The 15,585-nt window shown below is 68.6% G+C and carries 18 protein-coding genes; 15 read left to right on the plus strand and 3 right to left on the minus strand.

Annotation, left to right across the window (positions count from 1 at the left end; all coding sequences use genetic code 11):
• Window positions 1–23 precede the first annotated feature (23 nt).
• The 9 genes from motA to ACSQ4M_RS00255 all read left to right on the plus strand — a co-directional run bounded on the left by motA (window position 24) and on the right by ACSQ4M_RS00255 (window position 9,438).
• Window positions 24–881: a flagellar motor stator protein MotA gene (gene motA / locus ACSQ4M_RS00215; RefSeq protein WP_436187674.1), complete on the plus strand. Its 858-nt coding sequence runs from the start codon at window positions 24–26 to the stop codon at window positions 879–881.
• Between the two features lie 14 nt (window positions 882–895).
• On the plus strand, window positions 896–1,867 hold the full coding sequence (gene motB / locus ACSQ4M_RS00220; RefSeq protein WP_436187675.1) for a flagellar motor protein MotB: 972 nt from the start codon (window positions 896–898) through the stop codon (window positions 1,865–1,867).
• 61 nt (window positions 1,868–1,928) lie between these two features.
• Window positions 1,929–2,312, plus strand: coding sequence for a chemotaxis response regulator CheY (gene cheY / locus ACSQ4M_RS00225; RefSeq protein ID WP_255357798.1), 384 nt, complete (start codon window positions 1,929–1,931; stop codon window positions 2,310–2,312).
• An 8-nt stretch (window positions 2,313–2,320) separates the two neighbouring features.
• Window positions 2,321–2,962 (plus strand): protein phosphatase CheZ, encoded by a 642-nt coding sequence (locus ACSQ4M_RS00230; protein ID WP_436187676.1) that lies wholly within the window; start codon window positions 2,321–2,323, stop codon window positions 2,960–2,962.
• Between the two features lie 112 nt (window positions 2,963–3,074).
• A complete protein-coding gene (locus ACSQ4M_RS00235; protein WP_436187677.1) occupies window positions 3,075–4,283 on the plus strand; it encodes an EscU/YscU/HrcU family type III secretion system export apparatus switch protein in 1,209 nt (402 codons plus the stop codon).
• Window positions 4,283–6,361 (plus strand): flagellar biosynthesis protein FlhA, encoded by a 2,079-nt coding sequence (gene flhA / locus ACSQ4M_RS00240; RefSeq protein ID WP_436187678.1) that lies wholly within the window; start codon window positions 4,283–4,285, stop codon window positions 6,359–6,361. The genes ACSQ4M_RS00235 and flhA overlap by 1 nt, the downstream gene beginning before the upstream one ends.
• Window positions 6,358–7,926: a flagellar biosynthesis protein FlhF gene (flhF, locus tag ACSQ4M_RS00245; protein ID WP_436187679.1), complete on the plus strand. Its 1,569-nt coding sequence runs from the start codon at window positions 6,358–6,360 to the stop codon at window positions 7,924–7,926. The genes flhA and flhF overlap by 4 nt, the downstream gene beginning before the upstream one ends.
• The gene (locus ACSQ4M_RS00250; protein WP_056664041.1) at window positions 7,919–8,647 is read left to right on the plus strand and encodes a hypothetical protein; all 729 of its coding nucleotides are present in this window, start codon (window positions 7,919–7,921) and stop codon (window positions 8,645–8,647) included. Before flhF ends, ACSQ4M_RS00250 begins: the two co-directional genes overlap by 8 nt.
• A gap of 77 nt (window positions 8,648–8,724) precedes the next feature.
• Complete coding sequence (locus ACSQ4M_RS00255) at window positions 8,725–9,438, plus strand: RNA polymerase sigma factor FliA (protein ID WP_056664038.1); 714 nt, start codon at window positions 8,725–8,727, stop codon at window positions 9,436–9,438.
• A gap of 79 nt (window positions 9,439–9,517) precedes the next feature.
• Here the strand turns inward: ACSQ4M_RS00255 and ACSQ4M_RS00260 are convergent, their stop codons facing one another.
• From ACSQ4M_RS00260 to flgA, 3 genes are all read right to left on the minus strand, one after another.
• Window positions 9,518–9,889 carry a hypothetical protein gene (locus tag ACSQ4M_RS00260; RefSeq protein WP_056664036.1) on the minus strand — a complete coding sequence of 124 codons (372 nt, stop codon included), beginning with the start codon at window positions 9,887–9,889 and terminating at the stop codon, window positions 9,518–9,520.
• A 33-nt stretch (window positions 9,890–9,922) separates the two neighbouring features.
• Window positions 9,923–10,255: a flagellar biosynthesis anti-sigma factor FlgM gene (gene flgM, locus ACSQ4M_RS00265; protein WP_436187680.1), complete on the minus strand. Its 333-nt coding sequence runs from the start codon at window positions 10,253–10,255 to the stop codon at window positions 9,923–9,925.
• Window positions 10,256–10,357: 102 nt separating this feature from the next.
• Window positions 10,358–11,059, minus strand: a complete 702-nt coding sequence (gene flgA, locus ACSQ4M_RS00270) for a flagellar basal body P-ring formation chaperone FlgA (RefSeq protein WP_436187681.1) — start codon at window positions 11,057–11,059, stop codon at window positions 10,358–10,360.
• Between the two features lie 191 nt (window positions 11,060–11,250).
• Between flgA and flgB the strand changes: the two genes are divergently transcribed.
• Genes flgB through flgG form a run of 6 tightly spaced genes read left to right on the plus strand, consistent with a single transcriptional unit; the run spans window position 11,251 to window position 15,585 of the window.
• Window positions 11,251–11,676 (plus strand): flagellar basal body rod protein FlgB, encoded by a 426-nt coding sequence (gene flgB, locus ACSQ4M_RS00275; protein ID WP_436187682.1) that lies wholly within the window; start codon window positions 11,251–11,253, stop codon window positions 11,674–11,676.
• Window positions 11,677–11,687: 11 nt separating this feature from the next.
• Window positions 11,688–12,092 carry a flagellar basal body rod protein FlgC gene (gene flgC, locus ACSQ4M_RS00280; RefSeq protein ID WP_056664028.1) on the plus strand — a complete coding sequence of 135 codons (405 nt, stop codon included), beginning with the start codon at window positions 11,688–11,690 and terminating at the stop codon, window positions 12,090–12,092.
• A 27-nt stretch (window positions 12,093–12,119) separates the two neighbouring features.
• Window positions 12,120–12,791, plus strand: coding sequence for a flagellar hook assembly protein FlgD (locus ACSQ4M_RS00285; protein ID WP_436187683.1), 672 nt, complete (start codon window positions 12,120–12,122; stop codon window positions 12,789–12,791).
• 25 nt (window positions 12,792–12,816) lie between these two features.
• Window positions 12,817–14,040 carry a flagellar hook protein FlgE gene (gene flgE / locus ACSQ4M_RS00290; protein WP_436187684.1) on the plus strand — a complete coding sequence of 408 codons (1,224 nt, stop codon included), beginning with the start codon at window positions 12,817–12,819 and terminating at the stop codon, window positions 14,038–14,040.
• A 9-nt stretch (window positions 14,041–14,049) separates the two neighbouring features.
• A complete protein-coding gene (locus ACSQ4M_RS00295; protein WP_436187685.1) occupies window positions 14,050–14,790 on the plus strand; it encodes a flagellar basal body rod protein FlgF in 741 nt (246 codons plus the stop codon).
• A gap of 12 nt (window positions 14,791–14,802) precedes the next feature.
• Window positions 14,803–15,585 (plus strand): flagellar basal-body rod protein FlgG, encoded by a 783-nt coding sequence (flgG, locus tag ACSQ4M_RS00300; RefSeq protein WP_056664016.1) that lies wholly within the window; start codon window positions 14,803–14,805, stop codon window positions 15,583–15,585.

Below are 15,585 nucleotides of genomic sequence, written 5' to 3' on the forward strand. Positions count from 1 at the left end.
CCCCGCCACCATCCGCACCGCACATGATCGTCATCATCGGCTACGTCGTCGCCATGGGCTGCATCTTTGGCGTGTACGTCTTCCACGGCGGCAACATCGGCGTGATCCTGACGGCGCTGCCGTTCGAGCTGATCACCATCTTCGGCGGCGCGTTGGGCGCGTTCGCGGTGAACAACCAGCCCAAGGTGCTCAAGGCCACCCTCAAGGCCCTGCCCACCGCGTTCAAGGGCTCCAAGTTCACCAAGGACCGCTACCTGGAGCTCATGGCGCTGCTCTACGACATCCTGCAGAAGGCCCGCAAGGAGGGCCTGATGGCGATCGAGAAGGACGTGGAGGAGCCCGCACAGTCGGAGATCTTCAAGAAATACCCCGTCGTGGGCAGCGACCACCACGTGGTGGAGTTCATGACCGACTACCTGCGCATGATGGTGTCGGGCAACCTGAACGCGCACGAGATCGAGTCGCTGATGGACAGCGAGATCGAGACCCACCACCAGGAGGCCCACGCCCCCGTGGCCGCCATCGCCCGGCTGGCCGGCGCGCTGCCGGCCTTCGGCATCGTGGCCGCCGTGCTGGGTGTGGTCAACACCATGGGCTCGGTCGGCCAGCCGCCGGCCGTGCTGGGCGGCATGATCGCCTCGGCCCTGGTCGGCACCTTCCTCGGGATCCTCTTGGCCTACGGTGTGGTCGAGCCCCTGGGTGGCCTGCTGGAACAAAAGAGCGAGGACGCGGCCAAGGAACTGCAGTGCATCAAGACCACGCTGCTGGCCAGCATGCAGGGCTACAACCCATCCACCGCCATCGAGTTCGGCCGCAAGGTGCTGTTCTCGACCGAGCGCCCCAGCTTTGCCGAGCTGGAGGCGCACGTGAAGAAGAAGTAGCGGGAGCCTGAGCCATGGCCGGCGACGCGAAGAAGCTGCAACCGATCATCGTCAAGAAGATCAAGAAGTCCGGCCATGCGGCGCATGGCGGGGCCTGGAAGATCGCGTACGCCGACTTCGTGACGGCCATGATGGCCTTCTTCCTGCTGATGTGGCTGCTGGGCTCGACCACCGAGGGCGACCGCAAGGGCCTGTCGGACTACTTCAACGCCCCACTCAAGGTCGCGCTGATGGGCGGCACCGGCAGCGGCGCCAGCAATTCCATCCTGCCCGGCGGCGGCAAGGACCTGACCGAGAAGGTGGGCCAGACCGCGCGCGGCCAGGCCGACGACACCGCCAGGAAGCGCCAGAGTGCCCAGCAGGCCAAGGCCGAGGCGGCGCGCCAGGACGCCCGCCGCATCGCCGATCTGCGCTCCAAGATCGAGGCGCTGATCACCAACACGCCCAAGCTCAACGAGTACCGCTCGCAGATCCGGCTGGAGACCACGCCGGACGGCCTGCAGATCCAGATCGTGGACGACCAGAACCGCCCCATGTTCGACAGCGGTAGCGCCTTGGTCAAACCCTACATGCGCGACATCCTGCGGGAGATCGGGGCGGCGCTGAACGACGTGGAGAACCGCATCAGCCTGGCCGGCCACACCGATGCCACGCCCTACGGCAACGGCGAGCGCGGCTACAGCAACTGGGAGCTGTCGGCCGACCGCGCCAACGCCTCGCGCCGCGAGCTGGTCGCCGCCGGCATGCCGGACGCCAAGCTGGGCCGCGTGGTCGGCCTGGCCGCCAGCAGCCCGCTGGAGCCCAAGACGCCGAATGCGCCCGTCAACCGCCGCATCACGCTGACCGTGCTGACGCGCGAGGCCGAGGAGCGCCTGATGGGCACCCCGCCCGCGGGTGATGCCACAATAGCTGTGCCTGCAATACCGCAGATCGCCCCGCTGTCTGAACCCGGGCCCGGCCCGACGACGAGGGGCACCCCACCATGAAGACTTCGAGAGCTCGACCCATGCGCTTTCTTCCCGTCAACGCCAATCACGAGGGGCAACCGTGGCCGAACTTCGTTTCCTGATCGTCGATGACTTCTCCACCATGCGTCGCATCGTGCGCAACCTGCTCAAGGAGAGCGGCTACACCGATGCCGAAGAGGCCGAAGACGGCGTTGCCGCGCTGAACAAGCTGCGCAACGGCCGCTTCGACTTCGTGGTGAGCGACATCAACATGCCCAACATGAACGGCTTCGAGCTGCTGACGCAGATCAAGGCGGACGAGAAGCTCAAACACCTGCCGGTGCTGATGGTCACGGCCGAGGCCCGCAAGGAAGACATCGTGGCAGCCGCCCAGGGTGGCGCGGCCGGCTACATCGTCAAGCCGTTCACCAAGGCCACGCTCGAGGAGAAGGTGGCCCACATCCTGAAGAAGCTCGGTCTGTAAGGGCAGCCATGCAGACCAGCGAATCGACCCCGCAGCCTGCCTCGCCCGTCCAGCCCGATTCCGACGACGCCACGCCCGACGTCCACCACAAGCTGGGCCTGCTGACGCGCCAGCTGCACGACAGCCTGGCCGAACTGGGGTATGCGGAGAAGCTGCGCGGCAGCGTCGACGAACTGCCCGATGCACAGAGCCGGCTGACCTACATCGCCCGGCTCACCGGCGAGGCCGCCGAGAAGGTGCTGAGCCGCGTGGAACAGGCCAAGACCCAGCACGACTTCATCGCCGCCGAAACGCGGCGCGTGGGCGAACTGCTGGTCAAGGACCCGGTGGCGGCCGTGGCCCGCGGGGTGGTCTACAACTTCCTGGGCGATGTGGACAAGGCCTCGCGCGAGATCGACCAGCACCTGACCGAGATCATGATGGCGCAGGACTTCCACGACCTCACCGGCCAGGTGATCGCGCGCGTGGTGAACCTGGCAGCGACGATCGAGGAGCAGCTGGTGGCGCTGCTGATCCAGACCGCGCCGGCCGTCAAGGCCGCGGCCGTCGCCGCGCCGCTGCAGGGTCCGGTCGTCAACGGCGAGGGCCGCGACGACGTGGTCACCGACCAGTCGCAGGTCGACGACCTGCTGGCCAGCCTGGGCTTCTGACCCCCGCGCCCCAGCGGCGCGGGCCGGCTGATTAGGGGCGCCAAGCCCCTTCTTATTGCGCCTTCGTGGCGCCCCCTGCTCCGGACAATGCGGCTCACCCCGAGCCACATCCATGGAATCCAGCAGCCAAGACCGCAACCTGCCCGCGTCCGAGCGCAAGCTCGAACAGGCGCGCAAGGATGGCCAGATCGCCCGCTCGCGCGACCTGGGCAACCTGGCGGTGCTGGGCGTGGGCGCCTTCGCGCTGCTGGCGCTGGCGCCCTGGATGTTCGGCCGTTTGCAGCTGGCCGTGCACCACCAGTTGCGCTTCGGGGCCGACACCCTGCTGCATCCACTGCAGATGCTGGACCGGCTGCAGAGCATGACGCTGGCCGGACTCGTCGTGGCGCTGGCGCTGGCAGCCATCGTGCTGGTGGCCGCCGTGGGCAGCACCATTGCCGCCGGTGGCTGGGTCGTCACCACCAAACCCATCACGCCGGACCTGAACCGCCTGAACCCGCTCAGCGGCTTCGGCAAGATGTTCAGCAAGGAAAAAGTGGTCGAGACCGGCAAGCTCCTGGCCATCACCATCGTGCTGGGCATCGTCGCCTGGCTCTACCTGAAGGGCAGCATCGAGACCGTGGCCATGATGGTGCTGCAGCCCTCGCCCCGCTCCATCGTGCTGCTCGGCGACTGGCTGACCAAGGGCGTTTCGCTGCTGCTGCTGGTGATCTTCGCGGTGGCCATGTTCGACGTGCCGATGCAGCTGTTCCTGCACAAGTCGCGGCTCAAGATGTCGCACCAGGAGGTCAAGCAGGAGCACAAGGAATCAGAGGGCAACCCGCAGCTCAAGGGCAAGCTGCGCCAGCGCGCGCGCGAGATCGCCAACCGCCGCAGCATCCAGGCCGTGCCCAAGGCCGATTTCGTGCTCATGAACCCGACCCACTTCGCCGTGGCGCTGCGCTACGACGAGAAGACCATGGCCGCGCCGCAGGTGATCGCCAAGGGCGCCGACCTGCTGGCCTTCCGCATCCGCGAGGTGGCGCAGCTGCACGCGGTGCCGGTGCTGCAGTCGCCCATGCTGGCGCGCGCGCTGTACGCCCATGCCGAGCTGGAGGGCGAGATTCCCTCGGCGCTGTACACGGCCGTGGCCCAGATCCTGGCCTATGTCTACCGGCTGAAGGCCGCGATGCGCGGCGACGGCCCGATGCCCGAGGAACAGCCCGAACCCTTCGTGCCGCCGGAACTCGATCCGCTGGGCAAGACGGTGGTGGCCGAAACCACCAGCGCCGCCGACCCGGACGCGCCGCTGGATGAACTCAAGCCCGTGGAGCCGCGCTGATGCCGACCTCTCCGCAAGCCCTGCTCGCCGCGCTGCAACGCCACAGCACGCATGTGCGCGGCATCGCCGCACCGGTGCTGGTGGTGGCGATCCTCTCGCTCATGGTGCTGCCGATCCCGACGTGGATGCTGGACACCTTCTTCACCATCAACATCGCGATGGCGCTGATGGTCATGATGGTGGCGGCCTACATGGTGCGGCCGCTGGATTTCTCGGCCTTCCCGGCGGTGCTGCTGCTGACCACGCTGATGCGGCTGTCGCTGAACGTGGCCACCACGCGTGTGGTGCTCATGGAAGGCCACACCGGCGCGGGCGCTGCCGGCGCGGTGATCGAGGCCTTCGGCCACTTCCTGATCGGCGGCAACTTCGCGGTCGGCCTGATCGTGTTCCTGGTGCTGGTGGTGATCAACTTCATCGTGATCACCAAGGGCGCCGAGCGCATCGCCGAGGTCTCGGCCCGCTTCACGCTGGACGCCATGCCCGGCAAGCAGATGGCGGTGGACGCCGACCTCAATGCCGGCCTGATCGACGACAAGGAGGCCAAGCGCCGCCGCGCCGAGGTGGCCGAGGAAGCCGAGTTCTTCGGCTCCATGGACGGTGCCAGCAAGTTCGTGCGCGGCGACGCCATCGCCGCCATCCTGATCCTGGTCATCAACATCGTCGGCGGCTTCGCCATCGGCATGCTGCAGCACGGCCTGTCGGCCGGCCAGGCCGCCGACACCTACATCCTGCTGGCGGTCGGCGACGCGCTGGTGGCGCAGATCCCGGGTCTGCTGATCTCCGTGGCCGCCGCCATGGTGGTCTCGCGCGTGGGCAAGGACAAGGACATCGGCAAGCAGATCGTGGCGCAAATGTTCGACTCGCCGCGCGCGCTGGGCATCGTGGCCGGCATCCTGGCGCTGCTGGGCCTGGTGCCCAACATGCCGCACGTGGTGTTCCTGGGCGTGGCTTCGGTGCTGGGCTACCTGGCCTGGCGCATGGCCAACAAGCCCAAGGAGGGCACCCTGGTGGCCGGCCCGCCGCCGGCACCGGCCGACAACGAAGCCAGCTGGGACGACCTGCAGCCCGTTGACCTGCTGGGCCTGGAGCTGGGCTACCGGCTCATCACGCTGGTCGACAAGACACGCCAGGGCGACCTGCTCAACCGCATCAAGGGCGTGCGCCGCAAGTTCGCGCAGGAGGTGGGCTTCCTGCCGCCGGCCGTGCATGTGCGCGACAACCTGGAGCTCAAGCCCAGCGCCTACCGCATCACACTGCGCGGCGTGGTGGTCGGCGAGGGCGAGGCCTACCCGGGCATGTACCTGGCCATCAACCCGGGCGGCATCAGCACGCCCCTGATCGGCACCGCCACCACCGACCCGGCCTTCGGCCTGCCGGCCCACTGGATCGACGAGCGCCAGAAGGAAGCCGCCCAATTGGCCGGCTTTACGGTCGTTGATTCGGAGACCGTGATGGCCACCCACTTGTCACACTTGATGCAGGTGCAGGCGGCCCGTCTGCTCAGCCGCACCGAGACCCAGCAACTGGTGGAACACGTGACGCGCCTGGCTCCGAAACTGATCGAGGAAGTGGTACCGAAGATGGTGCCGCTCGCCGCGTTCCAGAAGGTGCTGCAGCTGCTGCTCGAAGAGTCCGTGCACATCCGCGACATCCGCAGCATCGTCGAATCGCTGGCCGAGCATGCCGGCAGCGTGAGCGACCCGCTGGAGCTGGCGCGCCGCGTGCGCATCGCGCTGGCCCCGGCCATCGTGCAGCAGATCTATGGCCCGACGCGCGAACTCAACGTGATCGCCATCGAACCTGCGCTCGAACGCCTGCTGGTCCAGGCCCTGGGCAACGCCGCCGGCCCCTCGCTGGACCCGAACGTGGCCGAGCTCCTGACCAAGAACGCGGCCGACGTGGCCATGCGCCAGGAAGAGCTCGGCGTGCCGGCCTGCCTGCTGGTGCCCGACCAGATCCGCAATGCCATCTCGCGCCTGGTGCGGCGCGTCGCGCCCCGGCTGCAGGTGCTGGGGCACAGCGAAATCCCTGAAACGCATTCCATCCGTATCGGCCCCATCCTCAGAGGTGCAAATTGAACATCCAACGCTTTACCGCCGCGACCTCGCGCGAAGCCCTGGCCAAGGCCCGGATGGCATTCGGTGAGGGCACGCTGATCCTGTCCAACCGCCAGACCGCCACCGGCGTGGAGGTGATGGCCACGGCCGAAGACACCGTCGGCACGCCGCCCGAGCAGGCCGCAGCCACGCCGGCCCGGCCCGCCCCGCGCCGCACGGCCATGGCCGCCGAGAAGACGCCCGTGGCCGAAGACGCCGAGCAGCTCGCCATGAGCACGCTGTCGTTCCAGGACTATGTGCGCGAGCGCATGCTGCGCCGCCGCCACGAGGCCATGGGCAGCACGGCCGCACCGACCAAGCCCGCGGTGGCGCCCCGCGCCCCCATCGCGCCCATCATCGCCAAGCCTGCCACGCTGTCCGAGCGTGCCGAGCGCGAGGTGCAGACGCTGCGCAAGCCGGCCGCCTCGGTGCAGCTCGCGCAGCTGGCCGAACGGCTGGAGGCCGCGAACGCGGCGCAGGCCGCTGTCCAGGTCAAACCGGTCGCCACGAAGGCCACGCCGCATGCCCTGCCCTTCGTGAAGGAAGTGCTTCGCACCCGGCCGCAGTCCGGCCCCGCAGCCCCCGTGGCAGCGCCGGCCTCGCAAGGCATCGTGGACGAGTTACAGGCCATGAAGGAGATGATCGAGGAACGCTTCAGCACGCTGGCCTGGCTGGGCCAGGCCAAGCAGGACCCGATCCAGTCCAACCTCATGCTCAAGCTGATCCGCGCCGGCTACTCGCCGAGCCTGGCGCGCGCGCTGCTGGAACGCATGCCCGCGGACTTCTCCGCGGCCGAGGCCGTGCACTGGATCATCGAGGTGCTGCAGCGCAACCTGCACACCGACGCCCAGGCTGCGCCGCTCTACACCGAAGGCGGCGTGTTCGCGCTGGTCGGCGCCACCGGCGTGGGCAAGACCACCACGGCCGCCAAGCTCGCCGCGCATTGCGTGCAGGAGCATGGCGCGGCCAGCGTGGGCCTGATCACGCTGGACACCTACCGCGTGGGCGCACACGAGCAGCTGCGCAGCTACGGCCGCATGCTGGGCGTGGTGGCGCACCTCGCGCACGACCGGGCCGCGCTGCAGGACCTGCTGGGCCTGCTCGCCAACAAGAAGATGGTGCTGGTGGACACCACCGGCGTGGCCCCGCGCGACCCGCGCAAGCAGGGCATGCTGGACATGCTGGACCTGCCCGGCGTGCAGCGCCTGCTGGTGGTCAACGCCGGCGGCCAGGGCGACCAGCTCGACGACGTGATGGGCGCCTTCAAGACCGGCGGCGTGCAGCAGACCATCCTGTCCAAGGTGGACGAGGCCGTGAAGCTGGGCCCGGCGCTGGACGCCACGATCCGCCACCAGCTGCTGGTGCGCGGCATCTGCAACGGCCAGCGCGTGCCCGAAGACTTCGAGCGCGCCGATGCGGCCAAGCTGGTGGCCGCCTCCATGCGCAGCAATGTGCGCTCGGCCTACGACCCCAAGGCGGCCGACCTGAGCTTCATCTTCTCGACGGCCGGCGCCGCCCCGTCGCGTGCGGAGCGCGCCCATGCTTGACGCCTTCGCCGACCAGGGCGCCAGCCTGCGCCAGGCCCGCCCGCCCGCGCCGGCCCGGCTCATCACGCTGGTCAGCCAGGGCGAGGAGCGGTACGAGCAGGCCTTGCTGTGGCAGCTGTGCCAGGCGCTGCAGAGCTACGGCTATCCGCCCGTGGTGCTGGACGGCACCAGCCTGGAATCCCCCGCGCATCCCGGCCTGGTCGACCTCATGCAGCACACGCCCTGGGGCGCGCTGGGAGCGACCGAAGATTCCGACTGGGCCGTGATGCCCGCCGCCGTCGGGCTACGCGCACTGGGACAGGCCCGGCCGCGGCCGCTGGACCTGCTCGGCTCGCTGTTCCAGGGCTGCGGCGTGCTGGTGGTCTATGCCCGCGCCGAGCTGCTGATCCCGGTGCTGGCCGGCAGCGCGGCGCAGCCGGTGCTCGCCGTGGCCCCCGGCCGCCATGCGCTGCTGCGCGGCTACCGCACGCTCAAGCAATTCCAGCAGGAAGGCCGGCTGGCGCCGACGCTGGTCTCGCTGATCACTTCGTCGCTCCGCAACGCGGACCAATTGGCCCGTACGACCGGCCGAAGTCTGCAAAAATGCGCCCTGACCTTCCTGGGCTGCGAGACCGACATGATCACCGTGCGCAGTGAACCGCAAGCCGAGCAACGCAGCGACGACGTGCGCCGGCTGGCGCTGCGCCTGCTCGAGAACGGCGCCGTTCCCTTCATGGCCTGAGGTGCAATTGCGCGTACGCTCCACCTCCACTGTCCACCACGCCCATCACCGCTTGCCGGCGACGGGAGGCGACTGACATGTACACCGCCAAAGGCCAACTTGACCGCGAGCACATGATCCGCCAGTACGTGCCGCTGGTGCGCCGCCTGGCGCACCACATGATCGCCAAGCTGCCGGCGAATGTGGAGCTGGACGACCTGATCCAGGTCGGCATGATCGGCCTGTCCGAGGCGCTGACACGCTACGAGGCTGCGCAGGGCGTGCAGTTCGAGACCTTCGCGACCCAGCGCATCCGCGGCGCCATGATCGACGAGCTGCGCGAGGGCGACTGGATGTCGCGCGGCTCGCGCAAGAGCCAGAAGGACATCGAACGCGCCGTGCAGCGCGTGGAGCAGCGCCTGGGCCGCAGCGCCAAGGAGTCCGAGATCGCCGCCGAACTCGGCATGGCGCTGGACGAGTACCAGGAGTTGCTGAACAAGGTGCGCGGCACCCAGCTCGTGTACCTGGAGGACATGGGCGGCGACGAAGACGCCGAGGGCTTCCTCGACCGCCACACCGGTGACACCGAGGCCGATCCGCTGAACCTGCTGCGCAACGAGCGCCTGCGCAGCGCGCTGGTGGAGGCCATCAAGTCGCTGCCCGAGCGCGAGCAGTACATCATGAGCATGTACTACGAGAAGGATCTCAACCTCAAGGAAATCGCCGCCGTGCTGGGCGTCACCGAATCGCGCGTGTGCCAGCTGCACAGCCAGTCGGTGGCACGGCTGCGCGCCAAGATGCGGGCGCACTGAGCGCTCGCCGCAGTGCCGCTCATGCAAAGCAGAACGCCCTGCGGTGCAGGGCGTTTTTGCATGCCAGCATTGGACCCGCTCAGCGCGCCGGTGCCGAATAGATCTGCGGTGCCGCGCCGCTGAAGCCGGCCCGCCGCCCCGGCGCCTGGTAGGTCGGCTGCGTCTGCGGCAGCACCACGGCCAGGCTGCGCGCCACCACCACGGCACGGCGCGCCAGTTGGTCGCGCTGCTGCACCAGCGCACGCGCCAGTTGCGCCAGCCGTACGGCCACGGCGTCCGGCACCGGCGTGGGCTGGTCGGCCGCGGCATGGGCCAGCTGCACCAGGGCCTGCCGGAACGCCAACGCGCCGGCCTCATAGGCAGGCGCATCGCCTTGCAGCAACAAATGGGTCAGGGAATCGAGCTGCGCCTCGGCCTCGGCGAGCTGGTGGAGAAAGATGTCAGCCACCATGGCGGTGGCTCCGGTTCAGGCCGCGGCCGGGCCTCAGTGGTTGCCGGTGCCGCGCTTGGGCTGCAGCATTTCCTGCGCGTTGGCGAGCATCTTGTCGGCAATGGCTTCGGGGTTGATCCGGTAGCTGCCGTCCGCAATCGCTGCCTTGATCTCGTCGACCTTGGCCTGGTCGACGTCGCCAGCATCCGCGCGGCGCGTGGCTTCCAGCGTCTTGCCCAGTGTGGAGACGCTCACCGAAGCGCCCGGCGTGGCCGCGGGCGTGCGGACAGCGGCCGCCTTCGCCTGGGCGGCGGCTTCCGTTTCTGGCCCGGGCCGCTTGGCCGGGGGGATTCCCGGGTTCGGGTCGGGCGTCTGTCCGATCTTCATTGCACTCTCCATCGCCCCTGTGAAAAGGGCATCGTGCTGATGCTATCGGCAGTTCCTGGAGCGACTTGAGGGCCGGCATGCGAATTCCTTGGCAAACCAGGGTCACATGGACAGTTCGACTGTACGGGCATCCAGAACCGTGCCGGTGAGGATGCGGCCGTTGTCCATGCGCACGCGGGCCGCCTGGCCGACCACGCCGACCGTCAGCGCCTGGCCGTCCGAACTGATCGAGAAGCCCGAGCCCTGGGCCACCACGCGCACCTGGGCCCCGGCCTGGAAGGCCAGCGGCGCGCGCACCATGGACTGGCGGATGGCCTGGCCGGGCATGTAGCTGCGCGTGGCGATCTGGCCGACCCACAGCGCCGGATCGGCCAGCACGGGCGAGCGGTCTTCGGCCCAGTCGACCTCGCCCTGCTCGGCATCGTCAGCTGTCAGCACCGCGCCCTGGGCCACCGGCCCGCGCAGCATCCAGGCCGGCCCGAAGGCCTTGACCGTGATCGGCAGGAACACGCTCCAGCGCGTGGCGCCATCGACGCAGCGCAGGCCCAGCCGCGTGCGGCCCCACAGCCGGGTGTTGGGCGGCAGATAGGGTTCGACCTGGGCACAGGGGGCCAGCTTGAGACGGCTGTCCAGCGCGCCCACGCTGACTTCCATGCGCAGCGGGCCCTTGGCGTCGGCCGGCAGCTGGGCCAGCGCCTGGTCCACCCATTGCTGGCTGATCTGTTCGTATTGCGCCCAGGCAGGGGCACACAGCGCCGCCAGCAGCGGCAGCCCGGCCTGGCACAGCCTTCGAGCAAAGCCCATGGGGATACCTCCTGCAAGCGTGAATGGGACAACCGCAACTGTAGGCAGCCCACCGCCGCGCGAAGCCGCGAACTGCCCGCCAAACACGGCCCTCATCCCGGTTTCGCGCGGCCGGCGGACTTCCACAATTCCCGGCACCCCCCGCTCCGCCCGCCCCCTGACGGAGCCAACCATTGCACGAGGTGATGCCCATGTTGGACAAATTGACCGGCACGCTGGACTTCCAGGCCCGCGCCCTGCTGCTGCGCTCGGAGCGCCAGCGCACCATCGCCAGCAACATCGCCAACGTGGACACCCCCGGCTTCGTGGCACGCGACTACAAGTTCGGCGACGCGCTCAAGGGCGTGATGCAGGGCGACAAGGGCTACGTGGTCTCCACCGGCCAGGCCCGCACCGCGGCTGGCCACCTGCCGTTCTCGCGCATCGGCGAGCTGTCGCACCAGGGCGACCCCGAACTCGGCTACAGCGTGCAGGCCCAGCCCAACCTGGACCAGAACACCGTGGACCTTGACCGCGAGCGCGCCAACTTCGTGGACAACACCGTGCGCTACGAGGCCGCGCTGCGCTTCATCAACGGCCAGGCCAAGACCATGCTCACGGCCATCCAGGGGCAATAAGGAGCTTCGCCATGTCGATGTTCTCGATCTTCGGCGTCTCGGGCAGCGGCATCAGCGCCCAGTCGCAGCGGCTCAACGTGGTGGCCTCCAACCTGGCCAACGTCGATGCCGTGGCCGGCCCCGACGCCCAGCCCTACAAGGCGCGCCAGGTGGTGTTCCAGACCACGCTGATGGGCGCCGACAGCGCCGCCGGCGTGGCCGTGCGCCAGGTGACCGAAAGCGATGCGCCGGCGCGCAAGGTGCTGGACCCGAACCATCCGCTGGCCGACGCGGAGGGCTATGTCACGCACTCCAACGTCAACGCGGTGGAGGAGATGGTCAACATGATCTCGGCCTCGCGCTCCTACCAGAACAACGTGGAAGTCATGAACACGGCCAAGACGCTGCTGCTCAAGACGCTGCAGATGGGCCAGTGAGCCCTCACCACCTGAAAGACACACACCATGGCCATCAGCACCGACGTCCTGAACTCGCTCAACGGCACGAGCAGTACCGGCACCGGCACCACCAGCGGCACGAACAAGAACGACTCCAGCGCCCAGGCGGTGCAGGACCGCTTCCTCAAGCTGCTGGTCGCTCAGCTCAACAACCAGGACCCGATGAACCCGCTGGACAACGCGCAGATGACCTCGCAGATCGCGCAGCTCAACACCGTGACGGGCATCGAGAACCTGAACTCCACCGTCAACAACGTGCTCGCGCAGATGGCCTCCATGCAGGCCCTGCAGGGCGCGGCCATGGTCGGCCACGATGTGCTGACCGAGGGCTCGGCGCTGCAGGTGACGGACAAGGTGGGCCGCGGCGGCTTCGACCTCGCCACCAACGCCGACAGCGTGAAGGTGCAGGTGCGCACGGCCGGCGGCACGCTGGTGGACACCATCGACATGGGTGGCCTGGCCGCTGGCCGCCACGCCTTCGAATGGGACGCCACCAAGTACAGCGGCAGCGAGGCCTTGACCTTCACCGTGATGCCCACGGCCAGCAAGACCGCCGTCACCGCCACCGCGCTGCAGCGCAGCCGCGTCGAAGGCGTGAGCAACGACAACAACGTGCTGACGCTGCAACTGGCCGGCGGCAAGACGCTGCCCTACAGCAGCGTCAAGGCCATCCTCTGACCCCCCAACGCTTCAGGAGTCTTCCATGGGTTTCCAACAAGGCCTTTCCGGTCTGAGCGCTTCCAGCAAGAACCTGGACGTGATCGGCCACAACATCGCCAACGCCAACACCACCGGCATGAAGGCCTCGCGCGCCGAATTCGCCGAGCTGTACGCCAACGCCATGGGCTCGGCCGGTGGCATCAACCAAGGCATCGGGGTGGAGGTGGCCACCGTGTCGCAGCAGTTCACCCAGGGCAACCTGTCGGTGACCGGCCGCTCGCTGGACGTGGCCATCAACGGCAACGGCTTCTTCCAGATCGACCAGCCCAACGGCTCGCGCGCCTACACCCGCGACGGTTCGTTCAAGCTGACCAAGGACGGCCAGATCGTCACCAACGACGGCGGCAGCCTGCTGGGCATCACCGCCACGCCGGACGGCGTGATCCCCACCGGCGGCGTGGTCGGCCCGCTGATCCTGCCGGCCGGCGGCGAGATCAAGGCCGACCGCAGCACGCAGCTGGACCTGCGCTTCAACCTGGACGCCTCGGCCACCGTGCCGACCGGCACCGCACCGGCCGCGCTGGTCCCGCCGATCGAGACCTACGGCACCTCGGCCGTGGGCTACAACTCGCTGGGCACAGCCGTGCCCATCGGCATCTACTTCACCAAGACCGGCAACAACACCTGGGACGTGTGGACCTCGGTGGACGGCGGCGCCATGACCAACAGCGGCACCATGACCTTCGGCAACGACGGCGAGCTGACCTCCTCGCCCACGCTGACGGCGCTGAACCTGGCCGAGTCCGACGGCTCCACCTTCCCGGTCACCTTCAACCTGGAACGCGCCACGCAGTACGGCTCCTCGCGCTTCTCGGTGACCAAGGCGCTGACCGACGGCCAGGCCTCGGGCAAGCTCACCGCCATCAACATCGACGACAGCGGCGTGGTACTGGGCGTGTACTCCAACGGCAAGACGCTGGCGGCCGGCCAGATCCAGCTGGCCACCTTCACCAACGAGCAGGGCCTGTCGCCCATCGGCGGCAACCTGTGGATGGCGACGCCGGCCTCGGGCCTGGAGCCCACGGCCACGGGCGTGCCGGGCACCGGCAACATCGGCGTGGTGCGCGCCGGCACGCTGGAGGACTCCAACGTCGACCTGACCAAGGAGCTGGTCAACATGATGACGGCGCAGCGCACCTACCAGGCCAACGCGCAGACCATCAAGACGCAGGACCAGGTCCTGAACACGATTCTCAACATCCGCTGAGGCTGAGCCATGGACCACATCATCTACACCGCGATGACCGGCGCCACCGCCGCTGCGGGTCGGCAGGCGGTGTTGTCCAACAACCTCGCCAATGTCTCGACCAATGGCTTCCGGGCCGAGCTGTCGACCTTCCGCTCGGTGCCGCTGAACGGCCCGGGCTCCAGCAGCCGCGTGTTCGCTCTGGAGACCACGCGCGGGCACGACAGCACGCCGGGCCCGGTGCAGCGCACCGGCCGCAACCTCGATGCGATGGCGCGCGACAACGCCTGGTTCGCCGTGCAGGGCCTGGACGGCACCGAGGCCTACACGCGCGGCGGCGCCTTCGAGATCACTGCCGCCGGCACGCTGGTGACGCCCACCGGCCTGCCGGTGCTCAGCGACGGGGGCGCGCCGATCGACGTGCCGCCCAACGCAGAGGTCACGCTGGGCTCGGACGGCAGCATCAGCGCCAAGGTGGGCAACCTGCCGCCGACCAACCTGGGCCGCCTGAAGCTGGCCACGCCCACGCCGGACGACCCGCTCAAGCGCAGCGACGACGGCCTGTTCCGCACCACCTCGGGCGACCCGATGGCCAACGACGCCAATGCGCGCATGGCCGCCGGTGCGCTGGAAGGCTCCAACGTGAACGCCGTGGAAACCATGGTCGGGATGATCCAGGTCGCCCGCCAGTTCGAAACGCAGATGCGCCTGCTGCAGCTCGCCGAGGCCGGCGACAAGAGCGCCAGCCAACTCCTGGGCGTCCAGGGCTAACAAGGAACCGCCATGATCAATTCGCTCTGGATCTCCAAGACCGGCATGGAAGCCCAGCAGACCCAGCTGGACGTCATCTCGCACAACCTGGCCAACGTCTCGACCACGGGCTTCAAGCGCTCCAACGCGGTGTTCGAAGACCTGATCTACCAGAACCTGCGCCAGGTCGGTGCCAACAACACCGAGGCCGAGCAGTTGCCCACCGGCTTGCAGCTGGGCCTGGGCGTGCGCACCGTGGCCACCAGCCGGCAGTTCTCCCAAGGCTCGCTGCAGCTGACCGACAACCACTTCGACGTGGCAATCAACGGCAACGGCTTCTTCAACATCCAGCTGCCCGACGGCACCGTGGGCTACACCCGTGACGGCAGCTTCGAGGTCGACTCGCAGGGCCGGCTGGTCACCTCCAACGGGCTGCCGGTGGCCAACGGCATCACCATCCCGCCCAACACGCTGTCGGTGAGCATCAGCGAGACCGGCACCGTGACCGTGATGCTGCCGGGCAACACCGCGCCGCAGACGGTGGGCACCATCGCCATGTCCACCTTCATCAACCCGCCGGGCCTGGAGCCGCGCGGCCAGAACATCTTCACCGAGACGGCCGCCTCGGGCCAGCCACAGGGCGGCACGCCGGGCACCAACGGCCTGGGCATCATGCGCCAGGGCTACCTGGAAACTTCCAACGTCAACGTGGTGCAGGAACTGGTCACCATGATCCAGACGCAGCGCGCCTACGAGATGAATTCCAAGGCCGTGCAGACCTCCGACCAGATGCTGCAAAAGCTCGCCCAGCTGTAG

Origin of the sequence: Pseudorhodoferax sp. LjRoot39 (genome assembly GCF_964253035.1) — a bacterium.
Lineage (GTDB): Bacteria > Pseudomonadota > Gammaproteobacteria > Burkholderiales > Burkholderiaceae_C > Pseudorhodoferax.

Bases quoted from the DNA above. Each gene is read 5' to 3' on its own strand.
- motA (WP_436187674.1), top strand. From the start codon at position 24: ATGATCGTCATCATCGGCTACGTCGTCGCCATGGGCTGCATCTTTGGC.
- motB (WP_436187675.1), top strand. From the start codon at position 896: ATGGCCGGCGACGCGAAGAAGCTGCAACCGATCATCGTCAAGAAGATC.
- ACSQ4M_RS00230 (WP_436187676.1), top strand. From the start codon at position 2,321: ATGCAGACCAGCGAATCGACCCCGCAGCCTGCCTCGCCCGTCCAGCCC.
- ACSQ4M_RS00235 (WP_436187677.1), top strand. From the start codon at position 3,075: ATGGAATCCAGCAGCCAAGACCGCAACCTGCCCGCGTCCGAGCGCAAG.
- flhA (WP_436187678.1), top strand. From the start codon at position 4,283: ATGCCGACCTCTCCGCAAGCCCTGCTCGCCGCGCTGCAACGCCACAGC.
- ACSQ4M_RS00250 (WP_056664041.1), top strand. From the start codon at position 7,919: ATGCTTGACGCCTTCGCCGACCAGGGCGCCAGCCTGCGCCAGGCCCGC.
- ACSQ4M_RS00255 (WP_056664038.1), top strand. From the start codon at position 8,725: ATGTACACCGCCAAAGGCCAACTTGACCGCGAGCACATGATCCGCCAG.
- ACSQ4M_RS00260 (WP_056664036.1), bottom strand. From the start codon at position 9,889: ATGGTGGCTGACATCTTTCTCCACCAGCTCGCCGAGGCCGAGGCGCAG.
- flgM (WP_436187680.1), bottom strand. From the start codon at position 10,255: ATGAAGATCGGACAGACGCCCGACCCGAACCCGGGAATCCCCCCGGCC.
- flgA (WP_436187681.1), bottom strand. From the start codon at position 11,059: ATGGGCTTTGCTCGAAGGCTGTGCCAGGCCGGGCTGCCGCTGCTGGCG.
- flgB (WP_436187682.1), top strand. From the start codon at position 11,251: ATGTTGGACAAATTGACCGGCACGCTGGACTTCCAGGCCCGCGCCCTG.
- flgC (WP_056664028.1), top strand. From the start codon at position 11,688: ATGTCGATGTTCTCGATCTTCGGCGTCTCGGGCAGCGGCATCAGCGCC.
- ACSQ4M_RS00285 (WP_436187683.1), top strand. From the start codon at position 12,120: ATGGCCATCAGCACCGACGTCCTGAACTCGCTCAACGGCACGAGCAGT.
- flgE (WP_436187684.1), top strand. From the start codon at position 12,817: ATGGGTTTCCAACAAGGCCTTTCCGGTCTGAGCGCTTCCAGCAAGAAC.
- ACSQ4M_RS00295 (WP_436187685.1), top strand. From the start codon at position 14,050: ATGGACCACATCATCTACACCGCGATGACCGGCGCCACCGCCGCTGCG.
- flgG (WP_056664016.1), top strand. From the start codon at position 14,803: ATGATCAATTCGCTCTGGATCTCCAAGACCGGCATGGAAGCCCAGCAG.